30 protein-coding genes are annotated in these 26,522 nt (G+C 73.7%); 6 read left to right on the forward strand and 24 right to left on the reverse strand.

Translation table 11 applies throughout. From position 1 onward, the window contains the following. Positions 1 to 74: 74 nt before the first annotated feature. The 3 genes from ACZ63F_RS34625 to ACZ63F_RS34635 form a co-directional block, all read right to left on the reverse strand. Positions 75 to 1,172 (reverse strand): MBL fold metallo-hydrolase, encoded by a 1,098-nt coding sequence (locus tag ACZ63F_RS34625; RefSeq protein WP_469717264.1) that lies wholly within the window; start codon positions 1,170 to 1,172, stop codon positions 75 to 77. After that, the gene (locus tag ACZ63F_RS34630; protein WP_469717266.1) at positions 1,169 to 2,473 is read right to left on the reverse strand and encodes an aminotransferase class I/II-fold pyridoxal phosphate-dependent enzyme; all 1,305 of its coding nucleotides are present in this window, start codon (positions 2,471 to 2,473) and stop codon (positions 1,169 to 1,171) included. Before ACZ63F_RS34630 ends, ACZ63F_RS34625 begins: the two co-directional genes overlap by 4 nt. A 98-nt stretch (positions 2,474 to 2,571) precedes the next feature. Continuing rightward, on the reverse strand, positions 2,572 to 3,657 hold the full coding sequence (locus ACZ63F_RS34635) for a hypothetical protein (RefSeq protein WP_469717268.1): 1,086 nt from the start codon (positions 3,655 to 3,657) through the stop codon (positions 2,572 to 2,574). A 236-nt stretch (positions 3,658 to 3,893) separates the two neighbouring features. Between ACZ63F_RS34635 and ACZ63F_RS34640 the strand changes: the two genes are divergently transcribed. Both ACZ63F_RS34640 and ACZ63F_RS34645 read left to right on the forward strand, forming a co-directional pair. After that, positions 3,894 to 4,274 (forward strand): DUF2795 domain-containing protein, encoded by a 381-nt coding sequence (locus tag ACZ63F_RS34640; protein WP_469717270.1) that lies wholly within the window; start codon positions 3,894 to 3,896, stop codon positions 4,272 to 4,274. A gap of 78 nt (positions 4,275 to 4,352) precedes the next feature. After that, positions 4,353 to 4,886 carry a type 1 glutamine amidotransferase domain-containing protein gene (locus tag ACZ63F_RS34645; RefSeq protein WP_469717272.1) on the forward strand — a complete coding sequence of 178 codons (534 nt, stop codon included), beginning with the start codon at positions 4,353 to 4,355 and terminating at the stop codon, positions 4,884 to 4,886. A gap of 36 nt (positions 4,887 to 4,922) precedes the next feature. Here ACZ63F_RS34645 and ACZ63F_RS34650 read toward each other — a convergent pair whose 3' ends face one another. The 3 genes from ACZ63F_RS34650 to ACZ63F_RS34660 all read right to left on the reverse strand — a co-directional run bounded on the left by ACZ63F_RS34650 (position 4,923) and on the right by ACZ63F_RS34660 (position 7,749). Then, positions 4,923 to 5,180, reverse strand: coding sequence for a DUF6158 family protein (locus tag ACZ63F_RS34650; RefSeq protein ID WP_093498101.1), 258 nt, complete (start codon positions 5,178 to 5,180; stop codon positions 4,923 to 4,925). 107 nt (positions 5,181 to 5,287) lie between these two features. Continuing rightward, positions 5,288 to 6,907: an ABC-F family ATP-binding cassette domain-containing protein gene (locus tag ACZ63F_RS34655; RefSeq protein WP_469717275.1), complete on the reverse strand. Its 1,620-nt coding sequence runs from the start codon at positions 6,905 to 6,907 to the stop codon at positions 5,288 to 5,290. Positions 6,908 to 7,101: 194 nt separating this feature from the next. Next, the gene (locus ACZ63F_RS34660) at positions 7,102 to 7,749 is read right to left on the reverse strand and encodes a histidine phosphatase family protein (RefSeq protein WP_469717277.1); all 648 of its coding nucleotides are present in this window, start codon (positions 7,747 to 7,749) and stop codon (positions 7,102 to 7,104) included. Positions 7,750 to 7,829: 80 nt separating this feature from the next. Here ACZ63F_RS34660 and ACZ63F_RS34665 point away from each other — a divergent pair, with 80 nt between their 5' ends. From ACZ63F_RS34665 to ACZ63F_RS34675, 3 genes are all read left to right on the forward strand, one after another. Beyond that, positions 7,830 to 9,314, forward strand: coding sequence for a phosphatase PAP2 family protein (locus tag ACZ63F_RS34665; protein WP_469717279.1), 1,485 nt, complete (start codon positions 7,830 to 7,832; stop codon positions 9,312 to 9,314). A 124-nt stretch (positions 9,315 to 9,438) separates the two neighbouring features. Then, complete coding sequence (locus ACZ63F_RS34670; RefSeq protein WP_469717281.1) at positions 9,439 to 10,254, forward strand: class I SAM-dependent methyltransferase; 816 nt, start codon at positions 9,439 to 9,441, stop codon at positions 10,252 to 10,254. 48 nt (positions 10,255 to 10,302) lie between these two features. Next, positions 10,303 to 10,473 carry a hydrophobic protein gene (locus tag ACZ63F_RS34675; protein ID WP_293994494.1) on the forward strand — a complete coding sequence of 57 codons (171 nt, stop codon included), beginning with the start codon at positions 10,303 to 10,305 and terminating at the stop codon, positions 10,471 to 10,473. 20 nt (positions 10,474 to 10,493) lie between these two features. Here ACZ63F_RS34675 and ACZ63F_RS34680 read toward each other — a convergent pair whose 3' ends face one another. From ACZ63F_RS34680 to ACZ63F_RS34745, 14 genes are all read right to left on the reverse strand, one after another. Next, positions 10,494 to 10,778, reverse strand: coding sequence for a gas vesicle protein K (locus tag ACZ63F_RS34680; RefSeq protein ID WP_181806592.1), 285 nt, complete (start codon positions 10,776 to 10,778; stop codon positions 10,494 to 10,496). Then, positions 10,775 to 10,963 (reverse strand): gas vesicle protein, encoded by a 189-nt coding sequence (locus tag ACZ63F_RS34685; protein ID WP_351959902.1) that lies wholly within the window; start codon positions 10,961 to 10,963, stop codon positions 10,775 to 10,777. The genes ACZ63F_RS34680 and ACZ63F_RS34685 overlap by 4 nt, the downstream gene beginning before the upstream one ends. Then, positions 10,960 to 11,736 carry a GvpL/GvpF family gas vesicle protein gene (locus ACZ63F_RS34690; RefSeq protein ID WP_469717284.1) on the reverse strand — a complete coding sequence of 259 codons (777 nt, stop codon included), beginning with the start codon at positions 11,734 to 11,736 and terminating at the stop codon, positions 10,960 to 10,962. Before ACZ63F_RS34690 ends, ACZ63F_RS34685 begins: the two co-directional genes overlap by 4 nt. After that, a complete protein-coding gene (locus ACZ63F_RS34695; RefSeq protein WP_352362582.1) occupies positions 11,733 to 12,077 on the reverse strand; it encodes a gas vesicle protein in 345 nt (114 codons plus the stop codon). Before ACZ63F_RS34695 ends, ACZ63F_RS34690 begins: the two co-directional genes overlap by 4 nt. After that, the gene (locus ACZ63F_RS34700; protein ID WP_469717286.1) at positions 12,074 to 13,198 is read right to left on the reverse strand and encodes an SRPBCC family protein; all 1,125 of its coding nucleotides are present in this window, start codon (positions 13,196 to 13,198) and stop codon (positions 12,074 to 12,076) included. Before ACZ63F_RS34700 ends, ACZ63F_RS34695 begins: the two co-directional genes overlap by 4 nt. Next, positions 13,195 to 13,848 (reverse strand): DNA primase, encoded by a 654-nt coding sequence (locus tag ACZ63F_RS34705; RefSeq protein WP_469717288.1) that lies wholly within the window; start codon positions 13,846 to 13,848, stop codon positions 13,195 to 13,197. Before ACZ63F_RS34705 ends, ACZ63F_RS34700 begins: the two co-directional genes overlap by 4 nt. Continuing rightward, entirely contained in the window at positions 13,845 to 14,108 is a 264-nt protein-coding gene (locus ACZ63F_RS34710) for a gas vesicle protein GvpG (protein WP_351959907.1), read from the reverse strand. Before ACZ63F_RS34710 ends, ACZ63F_RS34705 begins: the two co-directional genes overlap by 4 nt. Before the next feature lie 35 nt (positions 14,109 to 14,143). Continuing rightward, positions 14,144 to 14,908, reverse strand: coding sequence for a GvpL/GvpF family gas vesicle protein (locus ACZ63F_RS34715; protein ID WP_352362590.1), 765 nt, complete (start codon positions 14,906 to 14,908; stop codon positions 14,144 to 14,146). Then, positions 14,905 to 15,342, reverse strand: coding sequence for a gas vesicle structural protein GvpA (locus ACZ63F_RS34720; RefSeq protein ID WP_351959909.1), 438 nt, complete (start codon positions 15,340 to 15,342; stop codon positions 14,905 to 14,907). Before ACZ63F_RS34720 ends, ACZ63F_RS34715 begins: the two co-directional genes overlap by 4 nt. 52 nt (positions 15,343 to 15,394) lie before the next feature. Beyond that, positions 15,395 to 15,751 (reverse strand): gas vesicle protein GvpO, encoded by a 357-nt coding sequence (locus ACZ63F_RS34725; protein WP_469717291.1) that lies wholly within the window; start codon positions 15,749 to 15,751, stop codon positions 15,395 to 15,397. 71 nt (positions 15,752 to 15,822) lie between these two features. Further along, complete coding sequence (ligD, locus tag ACZ63F_RS34730) at positions 15,823 to 16,770, reverse strand: non-homologous end-joining DNA ligase (RefSeq protein ID WP_469717293.1); 948 nt, start codon at positions 16,768 to 16,770, stop codon at positions 15,823 to 15,825. Continuing rightward, positions 16,767 to 18,614 (reverse strand): transketolase, encoded by a 1,848-nt coding sequence (locus tag ACZ63F_RS34735; protein WP_469717295.1) that lies wholly within the window; start codon positions 18,612 to 18,614, stop codon positions 16,767 to 16,769. Before ACZ63F_RS34735 ends, ligD begins: the two co-directional genes overlap by 4 nt. Continuing rightward, on the reverse strand, positions 18,611 to 19,954 hold the full coding sequence (locus ACZ63F_RS34740; protein WP_469717297.1) for an NAD(P)/FAD-dependent oxidoreductase: 1,344 nt from the start codon (positions 19,952 to 19,954) through the stop codon (positions 18,611 to 18,613). The genes ACZ63F_RS34735 and ACZ63F_RS34740 overlap by 4 nt, the downstream gene beginning before the upstream one ends. A gap of 167 nt (positions 19,955 to 20,121) precedes the next feature. Beyond that, positions 20,122 to 20,565, reverse strand: a complete 444-nt coding sequence (locus ACZ63F_RS34745) for a phage holin family protein (RefSeq protein WP_469717299.1) — start codon at positions 20,563 to 20,565, stop codon at positions 20,122 to 20,124. A gap of 88 nt (positions 20,566 to 20,653) precedes the next feature. Between ACZ63F_RS34745 and ACZ63F_RS34750 the strand changes: the two genes are divergently transcribed. Further along, positions 20,654 to 21,004, forward strand: a complete 351-nt coding sequence (locus ACZ63F_RS34750; protein WP_352362602.1) for a VOC family protein — start codon at positions 20,654 to 20,656, stop codon at positions 21,002 to 21,004. 22 nt (positions 21,005 to 21,026) lie between these two features. Here ACZ63F_RS34750 and ACZ63F_RS34755 read toward each other — a convergent pair whose 3' ends face one another. The 4 genes from ACZ63F_RS34755 to ACZ63F_RS34770 are packed head-to-tail and all read right to left on the reverse strand — an operon-like array spanning position 21,027 to position 26,502. Continuing rightward, positions 21,027 to 22,946 carry a DUF5107 domain-containing protein gene (locus ACZ63F_RS34755; RefSeq protein ID WP_469717301.1) on the reverse strand — a complete coding sequence of 640 codons (1,920 nt, stop codon included), beginning with the start codon at positions 22,944 to 22,946 and terminating at the stop codon, positions 21,027 to 21,029. Between the two features lie 57 nt (positions 22,947 to 23,003). After that, positions 23,004 to 23,558: a GNAT family N-acetyltransferase gene (locus ACZ63F_RS34760; protein ID WP_352362606.1), complete on the reverse strand. Its 555-nt coding sequence runs from the start codon at positions 23,556 to 23,558 to the stop codon at positions 23,004 to 23,006. 42 nt (positions 23,559 to 23,600) lie between these two features. After that, positions 23,601 to 24,524, reverse strand: coding sequence for a S66 peptidase family protein (locus ACZ63F_RS34765; RefSeq protein ID WP_469717447.1), 924 nt, complete (start codon positions 24,522 to 24,524; stop codon positions 23,601 to 23,603). Between the two features lie 43 nt (positions 24,525 to 24,567). Beyond that, a complete protein-coding gene (locus ACZ63F_RS34770; RefSeq protein ID WP_469717303.1) occupies positions 24,568 to 26,502 on the reverse strand; it encodes a S9 family peptidase in 1,935 nt (644 codons plus the stop codon). Between the last annotated feature and the right edge of the window lie 20 nt (positions 26,503 to 26,522).

A 26,522-nucleotide genomic window follows, 5' to 3' on the forward strand; every position in this document is an offset into this window, starting at 1 on the left:
GGGTGGGGGCCGGGCGCGCGGTTCCTCCCCCGGCCGAAGGCCGGGGGTACCCCCGGCGCCCCCAGGAGCGCGCTCTAGTCGGCGGCGCTGCGAAGTGAGGTCCTCTCCAGGACCCTCGACCCGCCCACCGGCAGGTCCCACAGGTCCTCCCGGGCCAGTTCCGCCTTCTCCCAGGCCGCCCGTACCCGCGTCAGCGGTTCCAGGACCGGCTCTGCCGAGAGGATGAAGGTGCCCCAGTGCATGGGGGCCATCCGCCTCGCCCCCAGGTCCTGCGTCGCCTGTACCGCCTCCTCGGGGTCCAGGTGGACGTCGCTGAGCCACCAGCGGGGGTCGTAGGCGCCGATGGGCATGAGGGCGAGGTCGATGCCGGGGTAGCGGCGGCCGATGCGGGAGAACCAGTGGCCGTAGCCGGTGTCGCCGGCGAAGTAGACGCGGCCGCCTTCGGGGGCGGTGAGGACCCACCCGCCCCACAGGCTGTGGCAGGTGTCGGTGAGGGTGCGCTTGGACCAGTGGTGGGCGGGGACGAAGTCGAAGCGGACCCCGGACAGTTCGGCCGCCTCCCACCAGTCCAGCTCGGTGACGGTGGTGAAGCGGCGGCGCCGGAACCAGCGGCCGAGACCGGCCGGCACGAACACCGGAGTGTCGCGCGGGAGGCGGCGCAGGGTGGGGGCGTCCAGGTGGTCGTAGTGGTTGTGGCTGATGACGACCGCGTCGACGCGCGGCAACGTCTCCCAGGGGACACCGACCGGGGTGACGCGGGCGGGGGTGCCGAGGATGCGGCGGGACCAGACCGGGTCGGTCAGAACGGTCAGGCCGCCGGTCCGCACGATCCAACTGGCGTGTCCGGCCCAGGTGACGGCGACGGTGCCGGTGTCGGTGCGGGGCAGCGGGCCGGGTTCGAAGGGCAGCCGGGCGACGTCGGCGAGGCCCTCGCGGCCGGGGCGGACGGAGCCCTCGCGGGCGAACCGGGCCATGGCCTTGAGGCCGGGCAGCGGGGCGGTCAGGCGGTCGTGGAAGGTCCGCGGCCAGACCCGGAGTTCGCCCAGCGGGCGGGGGTCGGCGAGCGGCGGGAACGGCGGCGTGCGGGTAGCGGTATCGGCTTCGCCGGTGGTCGTGGCAGGCGTCGTGGTGGCAGTCGTGGTGGACGCTGGCTCATGCGTCTGCTGCGTCATCGAGGAGGCTCCCATCGCTGAGCGTCGTCGCGGAGATCGTCGAGTACCGACCCCAAGCACATCAACGCGCGTTGCACGTGTGGCAGTTCCAACGGTGCGGGTGACGTGAGGCATTCCAGTCGTTCCGCGTCGGTGCCGCCCAGCAGCGGGCCGGTGGCGAGCCGGATGCGCAGCGCGCCGAGGTCGTCGCCGAAGCGGTGGCCGCCGGGCGCGGGCATGCCGAGGCGGGCGGTGAGGAAGTCCTCCAACTCCTGTGCGTCGCCGACCCCGTGGGCGCCGAGCGCGGCGCGCAGCGGTTCCAGGTCGGCGTACAGATGACGGCCGGCCTGCGGGGGCCGGGCCAGGGCGCCGCCGGCGACGACCGCGGCGTGCGCGGCGGCGGCCACGCGCGCGTGCAGGCGTACGACGGCCTCCCGGCGCGCGGTGACGGGGCCGGGCTCGTCGAGTGCGTACCGCGCCGCGACCGCGACCGGTCCGGCGAGGCGGGCGCCCAGCGCCGTGAGGATGTCGAGCACGCGCGCGTGCAGGGCGGTCCCGGTGGCGCCCTCCGGGAACCGGGCGACGGCGGCGGGCCAGCCGGCCGGCAGCAGGGCACCGGCCAGGTCGGTGACGACGGTGACCCGGTCCGGGAGCATCTCGGCGGGGCTGAGCAGCACCGTGGCGTCCGGGGCGTGCAGGGTGTCGCGCCAGGTCTCGTCGCTGACCAGGTGCAGTCCCGCGCCGGTCGCGGCCTCCACGGTCTCGTGCAGCAGCTCGGGCGGGGCGACGGTGGCGGTGGGGTCGTCGGCGACGGAGAGCACCAGCAGCCTGGGGTCGCCGCCCTCGTCGCGGACCCGGCGCACGGTCTCCAGCAGCGCGTACGGGTCGGGGGCGCCGCCGGACTCGGCCGGGGTGGCCACGTGGAAGACGGGCCGGCCGAGGAGCCGGGCGTACGGCGCCCACCAGGCGGCGCAGGGGCGCGGCACGAGGACGTCGCCGCCGAGCGCGGCGGTGAGCGCGAGGAGCAGGGCGGGGGCGCCGGGGCCCGCGGTCACCCGCCCGGGCGGGGCGGAGAGCCCGCGGCGTTCCCAGTAGCCGCGGGCCGCGTCCAGCAGCGCCGGTCCGCCGCCGACCGGCTCCTCCGCGCCCAGGTTCGCGGCGGCGGCCAGGACGGCGGCGAGCTCGGGCAGGACGGGCAGCCCGTCGTCGGGCAGCGGCGGGCCGTAGCGGACGGGTCCGTGGCCTTCCGGTGACGCCGGTCCGCGCTCCTGCGTGGAGCTGCCGTCCGCCGGTCCGTGGGCCCCGGGATCCGTCCGCCGCATGTCCGCCTCCGCGCAGTCCGTGGTGCCGTGTGCTGTCCGGTCCGGGTCGTGCGTACGGTGCCGGAGCGGTCGCTCCGGGGTACCCGGCACCGGCCCGCTCACCCGTCCGCGCCGTACCTCCCGGCCCACAGCCGGTACGCCCGCCCGCCCCACAGCCGGTACGCGGCGCCGCAGCAGGCCGCCGCGATCAGCATCCCGCCCGCCATCAGCGCCGGTACGGACGTGCTGTAGGAGCCCCCGTCCCCGGCCGCCACCCCGTGCTGCACACCCGTCGCGGCGCAGGCGCCGTCACCGCCCCGGGCCGCGCCGCACTCCTGCCCGTCGACGCCCCCGTCGCCTCCGCACGACTGCTGCCCTCCGGAACAGGGCCGCTCGCCGCTCCCGTGCGGGACGCCACCGTCCTCTCCACGGGGGTCCGCGGCACCGACGTCACCGCGGGCGGCCGCGTCGCCTTCACCACGGTCACCGCGGAGGGCCGTGCCGTCGTCGCCGCGATCACCGGGAGGGGCCGTACCGGCGTCCCCACGGACGCCGCTTCCCTCGTCACCGCGGGACGGCATGCCGTCGTCGCCGCGCGGGGCCGTGCCCCCGTCCCCGCCGGTGACGGTCCCGCCGTCCACCGGGGGCACCGAGCCGTCGTCGATCCGCGGCACGGCCCCGCCCCCGGCCTCCGGCACAGCCGCCCCGCCGACCTCCGGCACAGCCGCCCCGCCGGCCTCCGGCACAGCCGCGCCGCCGGCCTCCGGCGGGGCCCCGCCGCCGCCCTGGAGGAACGTGCCGCCGTCCCCCGCGGAAGCCGCACCGCCGCCGTCCCGCGTCACGGCCGGCCGCTCGTTTCCGGCCTGTCCCTGCTGTCCGTTCGCCGCCGGACAGGTCCCGTCGACGGTGCGGGTGCCGACCGGCCCGGCGCCCGCCGCGTCCCCGGCGACGTCGGTCGCGGCCGCGTCCCCCTCCGTGTAGGTCGCCGTCCGGTCGCCGGGGGCGGCCTGTGCCGGTGCCGGTGCGCCTTCCCGGCCGTCGGCGGCCGTCCCGCAGGCCACCGGGACGGTGACGACGGCACCGGGCCGGGCGCTGCCGGGACTGATCTCCGCAGCGGGGCCGGCGGCCGCGGCGGCCGTGCCGGTGGCGCCGAACGCGGCACCCGCCAGGACGGCGACGGACAGGGTGCGAACGGTGCGGCGCATGGGAAGAGCTCCTTGCACGGACGACTCGGAGGCACGGGGCCCGTACCCCCGCAGCCATCACAGCCCGGCCCGCGCCGGGCCGCGCGCGGCCGGACCCATTCGCGGGACACGCGTCCTCTTTCGGGTGACGTCACGGCCCTGTCGTGGCGGGCCGGGAACGGCCGGGGGGATCCCTGTGTCGGTCACCTGTCCCCGGGTACGCGGTCCGCACCCCCTGATGTACCTGGAGGGAGAACATGCAGCGAGGCAGTGACCGGCTGAACGTGCACCGGGACGACGAGATGAAACACGAGCTCCAGGGCCTGCTCAGGTCCGGGCACCCGACGCGCACCGAGGACTGGAACGTCCCCGAGCCGCCGGCCGAGGACGATCCGGAGGTGTACCGCGGTGCGCTGATGCCGGGAACCGGTGAGCGGCCCGCGCCGCAGAGCGTACGTCTGGAGTTGTCCCGGTCCCTGACCCGGCACGACTTCCCGGCGGCGGCGCGGGAGCTGGCCGGCGTGCTGGAGCGAAGGAACGCCCCGGACGCCCTGGTCGAGCGGGTTTCCCGGCTGCCGCGCTCGGCACGCTACGGCAGCCTGCTGGCCCTGGCCGAGGCGGTGACCGGCAGGGAGTGAGCCGGGCTCGCGGAATGCACGAAGGCGCGCGCCGGCGGGCCCCCGCCTGCCGGCGCGCCTCAGAAGGGAGTAAGCATCATGCGTGTCGCTTTTCTGTCCGCGCCCGAGGGCGTCGAGCAGGTGGAGCTGACCGAGCCGTGGAAGGCGGTCTCCGACGCCGGGTACGAGCCCGTGCTGGTGTCGACGGAGCCGGGGCGGATCCAGGCCTTCGACCACTTGGACAAGGCGGAGACGTTTCCGGTGGACGAGGTGGTCGGCGAGACGTCGGCGGACTCGTTCGGGGCGCTCGTGCTCCCCGGCGGGGTGGCGAACCCGGACTTCCTGCGGACGGACGACAAGGCCGTGGCGTTCGTGAAGAGCTTCTTCGACGCCGGCCGGCCGGTGGCGGCGATCTGCCACGCGCCTTGGACGCTGGTCGAGGCGGACGTGCTGCGCGGCCGGACGCTGACCTCCTGGCCGAGTCTGCGGACCGACATCCGCAATGCGGGCGGCACCTGGGTCGACGAGCAGGTCAAGGTCTGCGACAGTGGCCCGAACAAGCTGGTCACCAGCCGTAAGCCGGACGATCTCAAGGCGTTCTGCGAGGCCTTCCTCGACGTGTTCGCAGAGTAGTCCGCGGACGGGCGGCCGGACCGGGGCGCCGTGGCCTCAGCCGGCTGCGGCGCCCGGCGTCGCCGTCTCGGCGCAGTTCCGCTCCCGGGCGCCCTCCCGGGTCCGGCCGGCGGCGACCACGCGGCGCGGGTTGCGCCGCAGGTACTCGCCCTCCAGCTGGGCCATGCGCTCGTTGTGGGCGCGCAGCGCGTCGTTCGAGCCGTACAGCAGGGTGTCGTGGCGCGTCCGGTGGATGGTCTCCAGCTCCTTCATGAGCTGCTGGTCGTCCAGCCGGCTGGGGTCGACTCCGGTCATGGTGGTACCCCGCTCGTCGTGTGGGTCCCGGCGGTCCGGATTCCTGCCTCCACTGTACGAACATCCGGCCGCGCGGGCCTCCCTGGGGTGCCGGCCCGACGCCCCGCCTAGCGCACCCGCTCCACCCGGCGCTCGTCCCACACCGGCTCCGCGGTCTCGCGGACCCGGCCGTCGCTGCCGAAGACCAGGTAACGGTCGAAGGAGCGGGCGAACCAGCGGTCGTGGGTGACGGCGAGCACCGTGCCGTCGAACGCCTCGAGCCCCTCCTGGAGGGCCTCGGCGGACTCCAGGTCGAGGTTGTCGGTCGGCTCGTCCAGGAGCAGTGCCGTCACGCCCTGCAGCTCCAGCAACAGGATCTGGAACCGGGCCTGCTGGCCGCCCGACAACCGATCGAAGTTCTGTTCGGACTGCTGGGTGAGTTCGTAGCGGCGCAGCCGGGACATCGCCGCGCCGCGGTCCTGGGAGTGCTCCGTCCACAGGATGTCCAGCAGGGTCCGGCCCTCCAGCTCGGGGTGGGCGTGGGTCTGCGCGAAGTGCCCGGGAACCACGCGCGCGCCCAGCTTCCACTGCCCCTCGTGTGCCACGTCCTCGCCGGCCAGCAGCCGCAGGAAGTGCGACTTGCCCGAGCCGTTGGAGCCGAGGACCGCGACCCGTTCGCCGTAGAAGACCTCCAGGTCGAAGGGTTTCATCAGGCCGGTGAGTTCGAGCTGTGCGCAGGTCACGGCCCGTACGCCGGTACGGCCGCCCTTGATGCGCATCCTGATGTCCTGCTCGCGCGGCGGCTCGGGCGGCGGCCCGGCCTCCTCGAACTTGCGCAGCCGGGTCTGGGCGGCCGCGTACCGGGACGCCAACTCGTGCGAGATGGAGGCGGCCTGACGCAGGCTCAGCACCAGCTTCTTCAACTGGGCGTGCTTCTCGTCCCAGCGGCGGCGCAACTCCTCGAAGCGGGCGAAGCGTTCGCGGCGGGCCTCGTGGTAGGTGGCGAAGCCGCCGCCGTGCACCCAGGCGTCGGCGCCGGTCGGCGAGGGCTCCACGGAGACGATCTTCTCGGCGGCGCGGGCGAGGAGTTCGCGGTCGTGGGAGACGAACAGGACCGTCTTGCGGGTCTCCTTCAGCTGCTGTTCCAGCCAGCGCTTGCCGGGCACGTCGAGGTAGTTGTCCGGCTCGTCGAGCAGCAGCACCTCGTCGGTGCCGCGGAAGAGCGCCTCCAGCACCAGCCGCTTCTGCTCGCCGCCGGAGAGGGTGCGCACCTGCCGCCACTGGGCCTTCTCGTAGGGCACCCCGAGGGCGGCCGTGGTGCACATGTCCCACAGGGTCTCGTGCTCGTAGCCGCGCACCTCGGCCCAGTCGGCGAGGGCCTGCGCGTACGTCAGCTGGGCCGCCTCGTCGTCGACGGTCATGAGGGCGTGCTCGGCCTTGTCGACGGCCTGCGCGGCCGTGCGGATGCCGGGCGGCGCGACGGACACGAGGAGATCGCGCACGGTCGTCTCGTCCCGCACGGAGCCCACGAACTGGCGCATCACGCCGAGACCGCCGCTCACGGTGACGGTGCCGCCGTGCGGCTTCAGCTCGCCGGAGATCAGCCGCAGCAGGGTGGTCTTGCCGGCGCCGTTGGGCCCGACCAGGGCGACGGCGGCGCCCTCGCCGACCCGGAAGGACACGTCGCCGAGCAGGGCCCTCCCGTCGGGGAGGTAGTACTCGAGGTGCGCGGCTTCCAGATGTCCCATGGTCAGGGATTCTGCGTGGCGTGCCCGCGATGGGGCAAACCGTTATCAGGCAGTTCTACGGGTGCGGCCCTGTGGGGGCTGGTCGCGCCGTTTCCCCGCGCCCCTTTCAGGGGGCCGCGTGGACGCTCCTGAAAGGGGCGCGGGGAACTGCGCGAGCAACCACGACGCACCCGCACCCGGGATACCTCGCGGCCCTACTGCACCGGCTCCCCCGCAGGCCCGCTCGCCCCCGCCGGTTCCACGACGGCGCCCTCCCAGGACAGTGCCTTCCAGCCGTCGGACGGGGAGCCCTCCAGGATCACCACGCCCGTGTTGCCGAGGGGGCGGGAGGCGGCGTAGGGGACGTCGACGTTGTCGGCGCGGGCCGCGGTCCACAGGCGGATCACGGCGCCGTGGCTGACCATGGCGACCGTCCCGGCACCGCTCGCGGCGGCCTCGGCGACCACCGCGTCGTAGCGGCCCAGGACCTCGTCCCCGCTCTCCCCGCCGGGTATGCGCGGCGCGGTGTCCCCGGCCGCCCACGCGAACACGGTCCGCATGTACTCCTCGCCCCGCTCGGAGTGGCCGGGCAGCATCTCCAGGTCGCCGGCGAAGACCTCGCGGATGCCGTCGCGGACGACCGGCTCGAGCCCCCGGGCGGCCGCCAGCGGGGCGGCGGTGAGCTGGGTGCGGGTGAGGGTGGAGACGTAGAGGGCCTCGATGTCCTCGTCGGCGAGGGCTCCGGGGAGGGCCGCCGCCTGCTGCTCGCCGAGGGCGGTCAGACCGGGACCCGGTACCGCGGTGTCGAGGAGGAAGTCGACGTTGGTGGGGGTCTGCCCGTGCCGTATGAGGAGCAGGCGCATCCAGGGGTTCCTCTCACTCGGCTCACCCGTCCGCACCGCGGGCCGGCAGGAAAGTGCCACTTCAGGGTAACCGCACCGGCATGAGCCCAGACGTCGACCTCACCGTCCCGAAGCCCGGCCGGCACGCCCTGCGCGACCGGCTGCTCGCCCTCGACAGCAGGCTGTTCGAGATCGCCGCCCAGCGGAACTGGCCGCTCGCCGAGCCGGTCCTGCCCCGGCTGAGCCGGAGCGCCAACCACGGTGTGCTGTGGTTCGCGACGGCGGCCGCGGTGGCCGCGTCCCGCACGCCCCGGGCCCGCCGGGCCGCCGCCCGCGGCCTGGCCTCGCTGACCCTCGCCTCCCTGACCATCAACACCCTCGGCAAGCGGTCGGTGCGCAGGACGCGCCCGGCCCTGGACCCGGTGCCCGCCGTACGGCACCTCAAGCGGCAGCCGATCACGACCTCCTTCCCGTCCGGTCACGCCGCGTCGGCGGCGGCGTTCGCGGCCGGCGTCGCCCTGGAGTCCCCGGGGTGGGGCGCGGTGGTGGCGCCGGTGGCGTTCTCCGTGGCGATGTCCCGGGTCTACACGGGTGTCCATTTCCCGAGCGACGTGGTGGCGGGCGCGGCCCTGGGCGTGGGTGCCGCGTTCGTCGTACGGCGGCTGGTGCCGACCCGGGCGCAGATCGGTCCGCTGCCCAAGCCGCGTGCCCACGCGCCGGCGCTGCCCGACGGGGAGGGCCTCGTGGTGGTGGCCAACCGGGCTTCGGGCAGTGCGGACCGGGTCCGGGCACTGCGCGACGAGCTGCCGAAGGCCGAGCTGGTGGAGTGCGAACCGGAGGAGGTGACCGCCGAGCTGGAGAAGGCTGCGCTGCGCGCGCAGGCGCTCGGCGTGTGCGGCGGCGACGGCACCGTGAACGTGGCGGCGCGGACCGCGCTGCACCACGGCCTGCCGCTCGCGGTGCTGCCCGGCGGCACCCTCAACCACTTCGCCTACGACCTGAGCGTGGAGGACGGCCGGGGACTGGGCCGCGCGGTGCGCGAGGGCGAGGCGGTCCGGGTGGACGTGGGCCGCTTCACCAGCGACGACCGGGAGGGCATCTTCCTCAACACGCTGAGTCTCGGCGTGTACCCGGAGCTGGTGCGCGAGCGGGAACGCTGGGCGCACCGCCTCGGCGGCCGGGCCGCCGAGGTGCTGGCGGCGGCGCGCGTGCTGCGCACCGACCAGCATCCGCTGGAGGTCGAACTCGGCGGCTCGGCGCACCCGTTGTGGCTGCTGTTCGTCGGCAACTGCGTCTACCACCGGATGGGCGTGACCCCGGGCCGCCGCACCGACCTGGCGGACGGGCTGCTGGACGTGCGGGTGGTGCACGGCGGCCGGCATCCGGCGCTGCGCCTGCTGTCGGCGGCCGTCGCGGGCGCGCTGAGCCGCTCCCCCGCGCACGCGGAGGTACGGGTGCGCCGGCTGCGGCTCACCGGCCTCAAGACCGGTACCCCGTTGGCGTACGACGGTGAGGTCATCGACGTGAAGGGCGAGGTGCGGGTGGACAAGCTGCCGGCGGCGCTGACCGTCTACCGCCCGCACTGACGGCACGTCAGTCCACATCATAAAACGCGGGTCTCATCATTCGACATGCGAGCGTAGCGTTGCGGATACCGCGGGACGGGGCCGTCCGGCCCTGTCCGCCGGTGTGACGCGAAGGGGTTGAGCCATGTCGAAGCCACAGGAGACCGCCGTCTACACGCACGGTCACCACGAGTCGGTACTGCGTTCCCACACCTGGCGCACCGCCGCCAACTCCGCCGCCTATCTGCTCGGTTCGCTCAAGCCCCACATGCAGATCCTGGACATCGGCTGCGGACCGGGAACGATCACCGCCGACCTGGCCGAGCTGGTCCCCGACGGCCATGTGACCGGCGTCGACCACGCGCCGGGCATCCTGGAGCAGGCCCGCGCGACGGCCGCCGGGCGCGGGCTGACGAACGTGGACTTCGCGGTCGCCGACGTGCACGCGCTGGACTACCCGGACGACACCTTCTGCGTGGTCCACGCCCACCAGGTGCTCCAGCACGTGGGCGACCCGGTGCAGGCGCTGCGCGAGATGCGCCGGGTCACCAAGCCGGGCGGTTTCATCGCCGTACGCGACTCGGACTACGCGGCGATGACCTGGTACCCGGCGGTGCCGGGACTGGACGACTGGCTGGAGCTGTACCGGCGGGTGGCCCGCGCCAACGGGGGCGAGCCGGACGCCGGGCGGCGGCTGCGGTCCTGGGCGCTGGCGGCGGGGCTGACCGAGATCACGGCCACCTCCGGGACCTGGACGTACAGCACGGACGAGGAACGGGCCTGGTGGGGCGGGCTGTGGGCGGACCGTACGGTCGCCTCCGCCTATGCCGAGCGGGCCACCGAGGGCGGTCACGCGACGACGGAGCAGCTGGCGGCGGTCTCGGCGGCCTGGCGGGAGTGGGCGGGCCGGGAGGACGGCTGGTTCGCCGTACTGCACGGAGAAATTCTCTGCCGTAAGTGAGCCTGTTTCGCGGGTTTCGGGAAACCCGCTTCACAGGAGGTTCACACCATGGTTCCCATCCTGCTGGTGCTGCTTCTGGTCCTGATTCTCTTCGGGGCCGGGTTCGCGGTGAAAATACTCTGGTGGATCGCGCTCGCCGTACTGGTGATCTGGCTTCTCGGATTCCTGGTCCGGGGCACGACCGGCGCCGGTGGCAGGGGCCGCTGGTACAGGTGGTGACGCCACCCGCCGTGGCGGCGTCACTCCCGCGGCAGCAGCGGTCCCAGCGGCCCGAGGTCCAGGTTCAGGTCCTCGGGCCGCAGTCCGTAGCGGTCGCGCAGCTCGGCCATCCGGTCCTCCAGGAGCATCAGGGTGAGCCCGATGCGCTCCTCCTGCTGTTCGGTGAGGTCCCCGGTGTCGAAGCGGCGCAGCGCCTGCCGTTCCATCAGCTGGCGCAGCAGCTCCACCACGGTCAGCACGAGTTTCACCAGATCACGCTCCACCGTGTCCGGTTCGAGGTCCAGCCGGTTGCGGTGCTCGCTCACGTCTGCTCCCCCCAGGGTGCCGGAACTTGGGCGTTGACCGAGCTGATCAGCGCGTTGAGGTCGATGCGCACGAGGTCGACGTCCGCGATGCGCAGGGTGACGTCGCCGGTGATGACGACCCCGCCGGCCAGCAGCCGGTCGAGCAGGTCCACCAGGGCGACCTCACGGCGTTCGACGACGGTCACCGCTGCCCCTCCGCTTCCACCGGCTCGGTGAAGGAGTAGGCCGCCCAGGGACCGGTCAGTTCCACCCGTATGTCCGGCGCCTCGTCCTTCGTCCGGTCGACCAGTTCCACGAATTCCTCGGAATCGGCGCGGGACACCAGATAAGCGGCGTTGAGCAGGTTCTGTCCGGACACCCCGGAAAGGGCGGCATTCTGCGGCGGGTGCAGCCGGGAATCCTCGGCGTGCCGGGAAAGCCGCTCGTGCAGTGTGTGCGCGAATTCCTCGGCGGCCCGCCATTTGTCCTCGTGCGCACGCGTGCTCATCCGCCGCTGCCGCAGGTAGTCCCGTCCGCTGGCGGGCCTGCCGGCGGGCGCGGGCGCCTGCTCGGGCGGGTCGACGTACAGCTTCACGCCCCACTCGACCCGCCCTTCCAGCCGGTCGAGGACGTGCAGGAAGTCGGCCTCGCGGGCCTCCATCATGGTCCGTACGCCGCTGTCGTCCCGGAAGACCGTGGCCAGCCGGAGCGGCAGCGGCGTGGTGACCGTGGTGAGCGCGTCGATCACGCCCTGGTGGGCGCGGGCGGTCGCGGCCAGCCAGTCCAGGTCCTCCAGGTGGTCGCGCAGCGGCTCCTCGGCGAAGTCGCTCTCGGGGACCGTGCTGACGACGGCGACCAGACCGTGGTGCCTGAGCAACCCCGGCGGGCTCCCGCCCACACCGCTGAGCTGGGCCTGGAGAGCTGCCTCGAACGGACGGCAGACGGCGTACACGTACCGGAGCCCGCCCTGTGCGGTCATCTGTCCTCCTCCTGGCGCTGCCCGCGGCCGGCCTCCAGTGCCTCCAGGGCGGCCAGCCGCTCCCGCAGCTCGTGGTTCTCCCGGGTGAGCTGGTCGCGCCGGGCGCGGGTGGACAGCTCCGGGTCGTGTTCCCACCAGTCGATGCCCATCTCCTTCGCCCGGTCGACGGAGGCGACGACCAGGCGGAGCTTGATGGTGAGCAGTTCGATGTCGAGCAGGTTGATCCTGATGTCCCCGGCGATGACGATGCCCTTGTCCAGGACGCGCTCCAGGATGTCGGCGAGGTTGGCACCCCCGCCGTCACGTCCGTAGGGCTCGGGCAGCCGACCGGCCATCGTCATCGACGACTCCCGGAACCGGCGTACTCGTCCTGGTCCTCTTCCTCGGCCTCGTACTCGTCCTCGGGCTCTTCCTCGGCCTGGTCCTCGTCCTCGGTGTCCTCCGAGTCCTCGTACTCGTCCTCGGGCTCCTCCTCGCCCTCGTCCTCGGGCTCCTCTTCGGGTTCCTCCTCGTCCCGGTACTCCTCATCCTCCCCCTGCTCGGCGTCCTCCGCCTCGTCGTAGGGCTCCTCGCCCTCGTACGACTCCTCGCCCGACTCCTCGCCCGGAGCCTCGTTCTCCTCTTCCTCCTCGGCCACCACGTCCTCGTGGCTGCGGACGACCTCGCCGTCGCGGATCTCGCCGCGCCAGCCGTCGTCCACCTCGCCCTTGATGGTGATGTGGCGGGCGTAGTGCTTGAGATCGAGCCGGACCCGGCGACCGGGGGCGCGCCAGATGTTGGCGGTCTTCTCGAAGAACCCGCTGGGGTAGTACTCGATCACCAGCAGCACGCGAGTGAGGTTGTCGTCGAGCCGGTGGAAGGTGACGACGCCCTTGTGAGTGCCCTTGGCACCCTGGGTCTGCCACTGGATCTTGTAGTCCGGGACCTGCTCGACCGTGCTCCCCTTCCAGCTGCGGCTGGACCACCAGATCTTGCCCTGCCAGTCCGACGAGGTGTCGTCGGCACGGCTGGCGCTCTTGACGCCCTTGGCGAAGGTGCTGAAGTCCTGGAAGCGGGTCCACTGGTCGTAGGCGGTGCGCACCGGCACGCCGACGTCGACCGACTCGATGATGACGGTCGGCTTCTGGCCGCTGCTCTTGCCCTTGCCTTTGCCCTTGCCGCCCCCCAGTTCCTTCACCTTGTCCATGACGGTGTCCTTGGCGTGCGACAGGCCGAGCTCCAGTGCGGAGCGCACCGGGCCCTTGCCCTCGGCGACCTTGCGTCCGGCGTCGAGGGCGAGCTTGCCGAAGCCGGGGCTGTTGCCCTCGGCGATGTCGTTGAGCTTGCCGGTGGCCTCGCCGAGCTTGCGCCCGGCGCCCACGAGCAGGCGCTCGGTCTGAGCGGTGAGGTATTCCTGCAGTTCTGCCTTCAGGCGGTCCGCGGCCTCGGAGCGGGCCGCCTCGCCGAGCGGTCCGGTGTTCATCGGTCACCGCCTCCCTTCGCCCGGGCCTGGCCGGCCGTCTTCTTGGCGGCCGCCCGGCCCTGCGCGGCCTTCTTCGCCGGCGCCTTCCTGGCCGGCGGCTTGCCGGCGGACGCCTTCTTCGCGGCCGCCTTCTTGGCCGGCGGCTTCTCGGCCGCCTTCTTCGCGGGTGCCTTCCGGTCGGGACCCGACCGGTCCGGTGCCTTCCGGTCGGACCGGTCATCGCGGTCCGATGCCTTCCGCTCGGACCGCTCCTCGCCGTCGTCCCCGGCCTGCTCCCGCGGTTCCTCGTCGTCGTCCCCGCCGCCGAGACCGACGTCGCCGGTGTCGGGCACGACACCCGCCAGCTGGTCGCGCACCTCGCTGGTACGGCCGTGCAGCCGGTCGGCGAAGGCGTCCAGCTGCCGTTCGACCATGGCGCCGGACGCGGCCTTGCCGACCCCGCGCAGGTCTTGGCGCAGCTGGTCCCCGATCTCCTTGAACTGCGGGTTGTCGCGCAGTTGCTGGTTGGCCAGGTCGAGCAGCGCCTTCGGGGTCAGGTTCAGCCGCTTGCCGGCCACCAACGACCCGACGGCGACGGCCATTTTCAGTTTCTTGGTACGGCCCAGCAGGTATCCGGCCCCGATCGCGAGGCCCAGTCCCATGCGGTTCATGTATGCATCCCATTGCCGTGCCCCGCGTCTTTGCGCAGGGCGATCTCCAGCCGGTCGAGAAGTTCGTCCTCGGCCTGGTCGAACTCCTCCTCGTCGATCTCGCCGGCTTCCAACAGCTCTTCCAGCCGCGCCAGTTCGGCCCGGATCGAGGCGGGGTCGTAGTAGATCCGCTCCGCCTCCTGCACCACCTGCTCGATGACCCAGGCGCTGCCGCGCACGGGCGCGAAGGGCAGTAGCAGCAGCTCCTTGACCAGTCCCATGGGTGCCTGCTCCTTCTGGTTCCCGTCCTCGCCGGCTACGTCTCGGCCCGGCCGGCCGTACTGACCGCCGGCTCGGCGGGACCCGGTTCGACGAAGCTGTACGGCGGGAGCGGCCCGTTGACGCTCAGGTCGAGGTGCGGGTGGCTCTTGCGCAGCCGCTCGACACCGGCCAGGAACGTCTCCGCGGAGTCCCGGTCCACCAGGAAGGACACGTTGACGAGCCATCCGGTGGATTCGGGCCCCACGCCGACGGCGGCGGCCTCGGGTTCGAGCGCCTGCCGCACCTCGGCCGCGTCCTGGGCCTCGCGGGCCTGCACGGCGCCCACCACCAGCTCGCCGAGGCGCAGCCGGCTCTCGTAACTCCCGCCGCCCGCCTTCCGGTTGGCCTCGGCCAGGGCGCGCAGCTCGGGGTTCTCGGACATCACGCGGTGCAGCACGGCCTCTTCGACATGGCTGGCCTTGACGTTGTACTCGACCTTGCCGTCGAGGGTGCGCAGCCGCTCCCGGTAGTGGTCGGCGCGTTCGGCGAGGACGCCGGTGACGGCGTCGTCGTCCGGGGCCACGCTGCCGAACCGCATGGGCAGCACGCAGCCACCGCCCCCCGCCTCCGCCAGCACGTTCTGGTGGGCGAGCAGGTCCCGGCGCTTGGGCCGGAGCCCCTCGGGGGCATCGCTGACCACGGCGGCCAGGTCACCCTCCGTGAGCACCCGCACCCGGCGGGGCGGATCGCCGACCCCGTCCATGCCCTCGGGCAGGGTGGGATGTGCGGCGGTCGTGATGCCGTAGACGTACGTACTCACTCCTGCTCCTCCCTCTCCTTGCGGCGGGCCGGGGCCTTGCGGGCGCGCGGCCGGGACTCGGTCTCACCCGAGCCCGAGTGCTCGTCGCGGGCCTGCTGGAAGGCGTCCGAGATCGTCTGGGCGGCGCCGGAGAGCGCGCCCTTCGACTTGCCCCGGGCGCCGGACTCCGTGACCTCGCCGACGATGTCGGGCAGGCCGGGGTCCTTGTGCGGGCCCGACTCCAGGTCGAGCCGGTTGCAGGCCTCCGCGAAGCGCAGATAGGTGTCGACGCTGGCGACGACGACCCGTATGTCGATCTTCAGGATCTCGATGCCGACCAGGGAGACCCGGACGAACGCGTCAATGACGAGCCCCCTGTCGAGGACCAGTTCGAGCACGTCGTAGAGGCCACTGCTGCCCCCTCCGCCGGTCTGCTGTGCCGGTACAACGGTCATGCCGTTCCAACCTCCTTGGCGTGGTGCCTGTCCGTGGGCGCCGGTGGGCGGCCTAGCGGCCGCCGGGCCTGTGCGGGTCGGCACGCCCGCGTTCGTAGCGGCTGACGCGCCGGTAGCCGGTGAGCTGTCCCTGCGGGTCGAGTTCGACCTGGTAGCTCGCCATCAGGCTCATGGTGTCGGGCACCCTGGGCAGTTCCAGGACTTCGATCACCAACGCCCATCCGTCATCGGTCTGTTCGAAGGACGACACGGATTCGGCGGCCATACCGGTGAGCTCCGCGAGCTGGGCGCGCGCCTGGCGCAGTACCTCCATGGGGCTCGGCCGGTCCGGTGCCGCGTCGGGTCCGTCGTCGCGTTTGCGTTCCTTGCGTGAATCCTGCGTCTGAGACGTGTCGTTTGTGTTCGTCATGGCCACCTCTCGGTCCGAGTGGCCGCAGGTTTCCCGGTCAAACCTTCACAACCGGCCGTCACACGGCGCAGTCAGCCGGATGCCCTGCGCAGCGCGTCGAGCCGCCGCCGGGCCGGACCGAGCGCCCGGCCCCGGGCGGGAATGTCCGCCCACGGTGCGGTCCGGGCCTGGTCGACGGCGTCGGCGACGGTCCAGCGCCGGGCGTCCAGGGCGGGGTCGGCGAGCTGGTCCCAGGTGATCGGCACGGCGACGGGGGCGCCGGGCCTGGCCCGCACGGTGTAGGGGGCCACCGCGGTCTGGGCGTAGGCGTTGCGCCCCATGTCGAGGAAGAGCCGGTCGCCGCGCTCGTCCTTGCGGACAGCGGTGGTGAGCCGGTCGGGGTGCTCGTCGGCGAGCAGGGCGGCCAGGTCCCGGGCGAAGGCGCGGACCTCGTCGAATGCGTGGCGGCCGTTCAGCGGCACGACCAGGTGCAGGCCCCGGGAGCCGGTGGTCATGGGTGCCGCCGGCAGGCCGAGCCGGTCGAGCAGGTCACCGGCCCAGCGGGCGGCCTCCCGCACCGGGGCGAAGTCCGTGCCGGGCGGGTCCAGGTCGAGGACCAGCAGGTCGGGACGGTCGGGCGCGGTGGTGCGGGAGAGCCAGCGGTGCAGGGTGAGACAGGCCTGGTCGGCGAGGTACACGAGGGTGGCGGTGTCGCCGCAGACCACGTGGGTGACGGTGCCGTCCTCCTTGGCGACCTCGGCCCGCTCGATCCAGTCCGGATAGTGGTCCGGGGCGTTCTTCTGCATGAACCGGGGGCCGTCCAGACCGTCGGGGTACCGCTCCAGCATCAGCGGCCGCCCGCGCAGGTGCGGGAGCAGGTACGGCGCGACGGACTTGTAGTAGTCGACGAGGTCGGCCTTGGTGTACTCCTTGGCGGCACCGTCGCCGCCTCCGTCGCCGGGGAAGAGCACCTTGTCGGGCCGGTGCGTGGGCACCGTCCGGCGGCCCGCCCGTACCGGCCGCACCTCGTCCGGGGTCATCGCACGACCGCCTCCTCGACGAGCAGCCGCCCGGCCGCCGCGATGGAGTCGGCGTCGATCCCCGCGGCGTGCAGCTGCTGGTCGGGAGCGGCCGAACCCGGCATGGTGCGCACGGCGAGCCGCACCAGCCGCGGCACCGGCCTGCCGTCGGCGAACGCCTCCGCGACCGCGTCGCCGAGCCCGCCCTCCTCGTGATGGTCCTCGACGGTGAGCAGACAGCCGGTCTCCTCGGCGGCGGTGCGCAGCGTCTGCCGGTCGACGGGCTTCACGGAGTAGAGGTCGACGACCCGGATCCGGATGCCGTCCTCGGCGAGCGCGTCGGCGGCCTTCAGCGCCTCGTGCAGGGTGACTCCGGCGGCGACCACGGTCAGCCGGTCCTCCTCGGAGGAGCGCAGCACCTTGCTGCCGCCGACCGGGAACTCCTCGTCCGGGCCGTAGATCACCGGGCTCGCCCCGCGCGAGGTGCGCAGGTAGCGGATGCCGTCGAGCCCGGCCATGGTGGCGACGAGCTTGGCGGTCTGGTTGGCGTCGCACGGGTAGAGCACGGTCGAGTCGTACACCGAGCGGAACATCGCCAGGTCCTCCAGGCCCATCTGGGAGGGCCCGTCCTGCCCGATGGCCACGCCCGCGTGCGAGCCGACCAGGTTGATCCCGCTGCCGCTGACGGAGGCCATCCGCACGAAGTCGTAGGCCCTGCTGAGGAAGGCGGCGAAGGTCGAGGCGTACGGCACCCAGCCGCGGGCGGCCATGCCGACGGCACCGGCCACGAGTTGCTGTTCGGCGATGTAGAACTCGAAGTAGCGGTCGGGGTGTTCCTTGCCGAAGAGCTCGGTGCGGGTGGAGTCGCCGACCTCGCCGTCCAGCGCGACGACGTCGGCGCGGGCGTGGCCCAGCGCGACGAGCGCCTTGCCGAAGGCGTCCCGGGTGGGGACCTCTTCCCCCTTGTCGTAGCGCGGGAGTTCGAGCGCACCGGTGGGCACCGAGTGCAGTGCGCGGGCGGCCGGCGGCTCCTGCACGTGGACCCGGACGTCGCGGAGTCCGCCCAGTTCGGCGACGGCCTCCTCGGCGTCCGGCAGCGGCTTGCCGTGCATGCCCTCGCGGTCCTCGACGGCGGCGACGCCGCGGCCCTTGCGGGTGCGGGCGAGGATCACGGTGGGCTGTCCGGCGGTGGAGGCGGCCTCGCCGTAGGCACGGTCGATGGCGTCCACGTCGTGCCCGTCGATCTCCACGGTGTGCCAGCCGAAGGCCTGGAAGCGGCGGGCGTAGGCGTCGAGGTCGTGGCCGTGCCGGGTGGGGCCGCGCTGGCCGAGCCGGTTGACGTCCACGATCGCGGTCAGGTTGTCGAGGTGCTCGTACCCGGCGTGCTCGGCGGCCTCCCACACGGAGCCCTCCGCCAGTTCGCTGTCCCCGCACAGCACCCAGACCCGGTAGCGGCCGTGCTCGAGGCGTTTCCCGGACAGCGCGATGCCGACGCCGACCGGCAGGCCCTGGCCGAGGGAGCCGGTGGCGGTCTCCACCCACGGCAGGCGGCGCGGTGTGGGGTGTCCCTCGAGGTGGCTGCCGAGCTTGCGGAAGGTGAGCAGTTCGGCGTCGTCGATGGCGCCGGCCGCCTTGTAGGCGGCGTACAGCAGCGGCGAGGCGTGGCCCTTGGAGAGGACGAAGCGGTCGTTGCCGGGGTGGTCGGGCCGCTCGAAGTCGTAGCGCAGGTGGTGGGCGAGCAGGACCGCCATCAGGTCGGCGGCGGACATCGACGAGGTCGGGTGCCCGGACTCGGCCGCGGCGGCCGCCCGCACGCTGTCCACACGCAACTGCTGGGCGAGTTCGACGAGTTCGGCGGTGTTCATGAGGCTCCTTCCGGAGGATGGTCCGTGACGGGTTCGGGGGCCTTCGGCAGCTCGGGCGAGGCCGTGTCCAGCGGCACCGACCAGGACCGCACGAGGCCCAACTGGACGCCCTGGCGCGGCAGTACGGCGTCGAGCAGCCAGTCGGCGGCGACCCGGGCCCGGCCCCCGGGCATGGCCGCGAGGTGGTAGCCGCGGGTCACCAGCCCCGCGAGCGGCCCGGACAGGGATACCCCGAGCGGGTCGGCGGCGGCCTGCACGCCGCCGAGGTCGACGACGAACCCCAGGTCGCGATGGCGGTAGGGACGCCGGCGCCGTCCGAGGCCGAGCGAGGCGGCCACGTTCTCGCCGGCCACCCGGCCCTGCCGCCAGGCGTGCTGCGCGGTCATCGGCGTGAACGCGCCGGGGTTGGCGAGGTCGGGCACCGCGGCGGCATCCCCGCAGGCGAACACGTCGGCGCAGCCGGGCACCTGGAGGTACGGATCGACGATCAGCCGCCCCTTCTCCAGGGGCTGCCCGGTGCCCTCCACGAGCGGGTCGGGCCGTACGCCGACGCACCACACGAGGGTCCGGGACGCGACGAACTCCCCGTCGGAGAGCAGCACCCCGTCCCGGGTGGCCTCCTTCACGGAGGTGCCCATGCGCACCTCGACCCCGCGCCGGCGCAGCACCCGGTCGGCGGTGCGGGACAGCTTCTCGTCCATCCCGGGCAGTACCCGGGGTGCCACGTCCAGCAGCAGCCAGCGCGGCCGCACGCCGTGCGGCAGGCGGTTGCGGCGGGCCAGGTCGACGGTGAGCATGCGCATCTGGGCGGCGACCTCGGTCCCGGTGTACCCGGCACCGACCACGACGAAGGTGCACCGCGCGGCGGCGAGAGCGGCGTCCGGGGCGACGGCGGCCAGCTCGATCTGCCGGATCACGTGGTCCCGGAGATAGAGCGCCTCCGGCAGCCCCCTGAAGCCGTGCGCGTGCTCGGCCACGCCGGGGATGGGCAACAGCTTGTTGACGCTGCCCACGGTCAGCAGCAGCCGCTCGTAGCCGAGGCTGCCGACGGCGCCCTCGGGGTCGGTGTAGTGCACGGTCTGCCCGTCGAGGTCGATCCGGCCGGCCTCCCCCAGCACGGTCCGCACCCCGTGGAGGGCACCGGACAGCGGGACAGCGATCCGCCGGGGATCGAGGATCCCGGCAGCGACCTGGGGCAGCAGGGGCAGGTACAGGAAGTAGTCGGTGGGGTTCAGCAGGGTGATCTCGGCGCGCCCCCTGGCCGAGCGTGCGAGCGTGCGGGCCGCGCGATACCCGGCGAACCCGGCGCCGACGATCACGATCCGGGGTCGACGACTCACGGTGCGCCTCCGGGGATACGACGGGGTCCAGGGCCACCCACGTAACCGTAGGCAAGACTCTGAAACGCCGCCTGCTGAAAGCGCCCCGTCAGGGGCGCGGGGAACTGCGCGAGCAGCCCCCGCCGGGCCGCACCGGACCACTACCGAGACGCATGCGGCGCTCCTCGTCAGCCCCGGTGATGCGGCGACTCCGGATCCGCACCCGGCATGCCCGGGACATTCGGCGGCTCCGCCGGAATCGGCGGGTACGGCATCCCCATCCCACTGGGCGGTGCCCCGGGCGCCGTCCCTCCGATCACCCGGTGCGGTGCGTGCGGCCTCTTCGGCCGTCCCGCCTCGCGCAGCGCGTAGGCCACCCCGCCCAGGATCACCGCGGTGACCAGCGCCGCGGCCCACGCCGGCAGCAGGATCGCCCACGCCAGCCCCACGGCCAGCGCCACGGCGGCCCCGGCGTACAGGGCGACCGCGCCGGACGCGCCGTACAGCATGGCGGCCCGCCGCCGCTTGCGGCCCTGCTCGCGCAGTTCGTCCCGTACGGTCTCGCGCGCGACCTGTGCCAGCTCGTCGACGAGATCCTTGTCCAGATGTTCGAGATGATCCAGGTGTTCCATGGAGTGCGGGTACCCGGAGGGGAATTGCCGTAACAGGAGATCACCGGGGGTGACACCATCCCGGCCCGCGGCAACTAGGCTCGTGCCCATGGAGATTCTGGGCGCCTCTCTGCGCATCTGCGTCGACGACCTCGATACCGCGATCCCGTTCTACGAACGCCTCTCCGGCGGCAGAGCGCAGCGATTCGAACGCGGCGGCGTCCAGGTCGCCGCGGTGGGCTCGTTCCTCCTGATGAGCGGGCCGGAGGCGGAGCTGGAGGTGCTGCGCAAGGTGGCCGCGACGATCGCGGTGCAGGACGTCGACGCGGCCCACCGGCTGCTGGACGACCTCGGCGCCCGCATCCTCGCGGGCCCGGTGGCCACGCCCGCCGGCCGCAACCTGCTCGCGATGCACCCGGACGGCTCGCTGTTCGAGTACGTGGACCAGCACCGGGGCTGAACCGGGACCGCAGCGGGGCCGGTCACAGGCCCTGCGGCCGCATCCGGAAGTCGTACCGGGCGGGCAGCGGCTCGTCCCCGAGCCGCGCCCACAGCCGGCCGAGCGCGTCCGACCCCTCCCGCAGGTCGGCCACCTCGAACCCGGCGTCGAAGACGGCCCGGGCCGCGGCCGGCCGTCCCTCCGCGAGCAGCAGCTCCGCCTCCAGGAGCCGGAACCGGCCGCGCTCCCGGATCGCGGGCAGCAGCGCCTCCCACACGGCACGGGCGTCCGCGGTCCGCCGTACCCGCAGCAGCGCCTCGACGGCCTCGCGGCCGAGTGCCGCGCAGGCCGCCGTCCAGGTCTCGCCGTCGTCGCGGCGCTCCCGGCACAGGTCGTCGAAGGCGTCGGCGTAGCGTTCCGCGGCCCGCTCGTGCTGACCGTGCTCCTGGTCTGCGACGGCGAGGCAGCGCAGCAGCGGCCAGAGCGACGGGGCGAGCGGAAGGGCCCGCTCCCAGCTGCGGACGGCCTGGGCGCGGTCGCCGGCGTGCCACTGGGCGACGCCCAGGTGGTACTCGGTGTGCGGGGTGGCGGGGGCGGTCTCCAGCATGTCCCGCCAGTGCGGGGCGACCAGGGTCGGTCCTGGCGGCCGCACCCGGCGGGGCTCGGGCAGCGTGCCGGTGCGCAGCAGTTCCCGCCAGGGCGCCTGTTCCTCGGTGAGCGTGGGCTCGGGGAACGGCGTGCCGGGCAGCTTCCAGCCGGCGCGCAGCACTTCGAGGGCGCCCCAGCCGGAGCCGGTGGCGAGGGGTTCACCGGGTTCGGTGTCGGCGTACGGCCTCCATGCGGCGTGGGCGGCGTCCAGCTCGCCTCGCGGCAGGGCGAGTTCGAGCCGCTCCTCGACGTTCTCCGGCGATGCCGCCGACAGGGGGCCGTACGCCTCCAGCCAGGACACCTCGCTCTCCGCGTCGAGGCGGACGTGCTCCAGCTGGGTGCGGGTCAGTCCGGCCTGGATCTCGCGGTAGCCGCCGGTGCCGGGTCCGCAGAGCCACTCCTGCCAGCGCCGGCCTCCGGGCCCCGACCCCCACACGAACTGCTTCCGGCCGAGCAGTTCGTCGGTGGAGGTCTGCACCAGGCCGTGGCCGTCGGCGTCCAGCGCGGCGATCCAGCGGCGCCGGCCGTCCGGGATGTCGTAGAACCAGTCGGCCGGGTACGGGGGTTGGGCGCCGTGATCCGGAACGGGCACCCGGTGCAGTCGGCGCTCGGGCCCGAACTCCAAGGCGTGCTCGGCCGGGGCGACGATCCTGCGGTCCTCCGGTACGGCCGTGTTGGACCACCAGTAGCCGGGCACCGGGTGTTCGTGCGGGTTGCGGACGCGGACACCGGCGTACAGGAAGTCGGAGCCGTCCGGCAGCCACAGGTCGACCTGGAAAGGCAGGTCGCGCAGGCGTTCCCACTCCCACAGCCGGAGCATCTCGCCGCCGTCGGGGGCGGGGACGCGGGCCGCGTGGAGCGGGGCGCAGGAGAGGGTGGTGTGGCCGGTGGCGCCGATGTTCCACTCGATGCCACCGGCGTACCAGGCGCCGTTGAGGGCGAGGTTCGCGGGCTGGAACACCGGGTTGCGGTACAGGAGTTCGCGGCCGGCTGCCAGGTGGACGAGGGAGACGACGCGGCCGCCGAGGCCGGGCAGGACGGTGGCGCGGAGGCGGTCGTTCTCGATCACCAGGGCGTCGAACTCGCGAGGTGTGCGGGTTCTGCCGTAGCCGTCGCGGAGCCGTACCGGCAGGAGGCTGCGCAGCGGTTCATGACCGAGCCGGCGGGCCATGTCCCGCGGCAGGTCCTCCCGGTCACGCTCGTCGACGCGGTGGATCTCGTCCTGGAGGCGGAGCGGCGGCAGCGGGTTGTCCGGGCCCAACTCCGCCGCGGGCAGGGTCAGTACCTCACGTCGGATCCTCGTCACGATCACCATGGAACCGGGCGCCGGGTGAGCTGGCCAGGGGAGCTGCCGGTCAGGATTGCGCAAAGGTCAGCGCGCGGTCCGCATCTCCGCCGTGATCGCCCAGCGTTCGTGGTCCCGCCAGGCCCCGTCGATGTAGATCATGTTCGGCGAGAAGCCCTCCAGCCGGAACCCGGCACCGCGGGCGAGCGCGATGGACGCGGCGTTGCCGGGCTGCGCGTTGATCTCCAGCCGGTGCAGCCGCATCGGCCCGAAGGCGTAGTCCACGACCAGGCCCATCGCCTCCCTCATCAGGCCGCGCCCGGCCGCGTGCGCGAACACGCCGTAGCCGAGCGCACCGCACTGGAAGCCGCCCTCGACGATGTTGTTGATGTTGATGAACCCGGCGATGGCGCCGTCGGCGTCCTTCTCGCAGACCAGGAACCCTGCCTTGCTGCGGTCCTCGATCAGCCGCCCCGCGTAGCCGGCGTAGGCCGCGTCGGTGGTGGGCGGGAACAGCCAGGGCTGATGGAGGTCCTTGCTCTCCCGGGCCCGGGCGATGAACTCGGCGCCGTCCTCGTAGGTGAAGTGGCGGATGCCCACGCGGGGGCCCTCGGCGAGATAGCGGGAAGCGGTGTGCGGCATCCCGACACCCTACGCGGAGCCGCCGGGGGCGCGGGTGGGCTCTCAGCGCAGCGCCGGCTCCAGCAGGGTCAGCGTGCCCGCGTCGGCGTCCAGCTCGGCGGCGACTCCGAGCGGCATGGTCAGGGCCGACTCGCAGTGCCCGAACCCGAACTCCTCCAGCACCGGCACGCCCAGGCCGCCGAGCCGGTCGAGGAGCATCGGCCGTAGCCGCTCGTAGGGTCCGCACCGGTCCCAGGAGCCGAGCAGGATCCCGGCGACGCCGCCGAGCAGGCCGGACCGCAGCAGCTGTGTGATGCTGCGGTCGAGGCTGTACGGCGCCTCGCCGACGTCCTCCAGCAGGAGCAGGCCGCCGCGCAGACCGGTGTGGGTGTGCGGGGTGCCGACGCCCGTGGCGAGCAGCCGCAGGCAGCCGCCGACGGTGACGCCCGTGGCCCGGCCGCCCACCAGCGCGGCGCCCCGGGAGGGGATGGTGCGGACGGTCTCCGGCGCGAAGAGCGTGGCCCGCAGGTGTTCCTGTGCCTCGGTGCTCTTGACGAAGTCGGCGCCTGCGGCCACCGGCCCGTACAGGGTGGCGAGGCCGAGCCGGGTCGCGAACGCCTCGTGCAGCACGGTCGCGTCGCTGAAGCCGACGAAGACCTTCGGGCCGGCCGCGCGCATCGCCTCCCAGTCGAGCAGGTCGACGAGCCGCTGGGCGCCGAAGCCGCCGCGCGCGCAGAGGACGGCGGAGACGGACGGGTCGCACCAGGCCTGCTGGAGGTCGGCCGCGCGCTCGGCGTCGGAGCCCGCGAGGTATCCCAGCTGGCCGTCCGTGGCGAGCACGTGGGGTGCCGCCACCGGGTCGAGGTCCCAGCCGCGCAGGATGTCGAGACCGGCCTGGAGCCGGTCCTCCAGCACCGGCCCGCTCGGCGCCACGACGGCGACGCGGGCCCCGGCGGAGAGCCTGGCGGGCCTCCTCAACTCGGCCACTCCGGCCACTTCGGTCACTTCGGTCACTCTCCGGTCACTCCGGTCACTTCGCCAGCTCCAGCTCGGGGATGCCGGGCACGTCCAGCCCGAACACCTGAGCGTAGAGGGCGAGCTCCGCCTCCAGTGCACGGACCAGGGTCTCCGCCCGCCGGAAGCCGTGGCCCTCGCCCGCGAAGGTGAGGTACGCGTGCGGCACCGGGCGGCCGTCGAGCCGGGCGAGGAAGCGTTCGCACTGCGCGGGCGGGCAGATCACGTCGTCCAGCCCCTGGAGCAGCAGGAAGGGCGCGGTGAGCCGGTCGGCGTGCTCGCTGGGCGACCGTTCGACGTACCGCCCGGGCACCTCGGCGAGCGGGCCGATCAGGGATTCCAGGTACTGGGACTCGAAGTCGTGGGTCTCCCCCGCGCCCCAGCTGGTGAGGTCGAGGACGGGGTAGGAGATGGTGCCGCAGGCGTAGACGTCGGTGCCGGTCAGGGAGGCGGCGGCGGTCCAGCCGCCGGCGCTGCCGCCGCGGATCGCGAGCCGGGAGCGGTCGGCGCTGCCCTCCTCGGCGAGGGCGAGCGCGACGGCCGCGCAGTCCTCGACGTCGACGACGCCCCACTGCTCGCGCAGCCGCTCCCGGTAGGCCCTCCCGTACCCGGTGGACCCGCCGTAGTTGACCTCGGCGACCCCGATGCCCCGGGAGGTGAAGTAGGCGATCGCGAGGTCGAGGACGAGCGGTGTCCTGCTGGTGGGGCCGCCGTGCGCCCAGACGACGAAGGGCGGCAGCTCGCCCTCGGGGGCGGTGTGGCCGGGGTGGTGGGGCGGGTGGATGTGGGCGTGCACCTCGCGGCCGCCGGGGCCGGTGAAGGTGCGGACCTGCGGGTCGGGGTAGTAGGCGGGGTCGACGGCGTCCCGGTGCGGGGTGCCGACGACCCGGGCGCGCCCGGAGGCGGTGTCGAGTCCGACGACCTCGTGGGCGGTGCGCGGGCCGGCGCCGACCGCGAGCACGCGGGTGCCGTGCACGGCGAGGGTGGCGGAGAACTCGGTCCACGGCCCGGCCGCGTCGGCGATCTCACCGGTCTCCGGATCGAGTATCCCGAGGGTCATCGCCCCGCGGCCGTGCAGGACGGCGATCATCCCGTTGTCCAGCGGCGCGAACCAGTTCTGGCCGAGCCGCCACAGCGGCCCCGCGAACTCCTCCTCGCGCGGGCACAGCGGCTGGTCGTCACGGTACAGGTTCCACCAGCCGCTGCGGTCGCTCGTGTACAGCAGCCGGTCGTCCACGGACCACTCCACCTGGGCGACGGCCTCGGTGGGACCGCCGGCCGCGGTGCGGACCGAGTGCAGGGTTCCGTCGGCGCCGACCTCGCCGACCAGCAGTTCCGTGCCGTCCCACGGCATCCGCGGATGGTCCCAGGCGAGCCAGGCGGCCCGGCGTCGGTCGTGCGAGAGGCGCGGCCCGGTGACGAACCGGTGCCGTTCGTCGGTCAGTTCACGGACCGCGGCCCGGTCGCCGGCTGCCGAGCCGTCCAGCGGTACGGCGGCGAGCACCCGGCGCACGTCGGTGGGGGCGGCTCCGGTGAACTCCTCCAGAACGCACCAGACCTCGCCCCGGTCGAGCAGCAACTGCGGGTCGGCCCAGCGGGGTCCGGGCGGGGTCAGCGGCCGGGGTGTCCCGCCGGGCCGGTACAGGTACAGCCGCTGGTCGTCGAAGTGGACGAAGACCAGCAGCGGTTCACCGTCGTCCTCGGGTACGGCACCGGCCCAGGGCCGTCCGCCGTACTCGATGACCCGGCTGCGCACGTTCCACGGCGCGGGCAGCACGGACTCGCCGGTGGCGCCGCGGACCAGGGTCCGGCGGCCGCCCTCGGCCGGCCGGGGCTCGGTCCACCAGGGCTCGTCGCCGACGAAGCCCACCCACTCGGCGAAGCCGTCGTGCGCCGCCGCCAGGGCCGCATCGATGGGCGAGGGCCACGAGCCGTACGCCTTCGTCTCCACGTTCACTCCTCCTCGACTGA

The sequence above is a fragment of the Streptomyces sp. NPDC104761 genome (assembly GCF_055583445.1).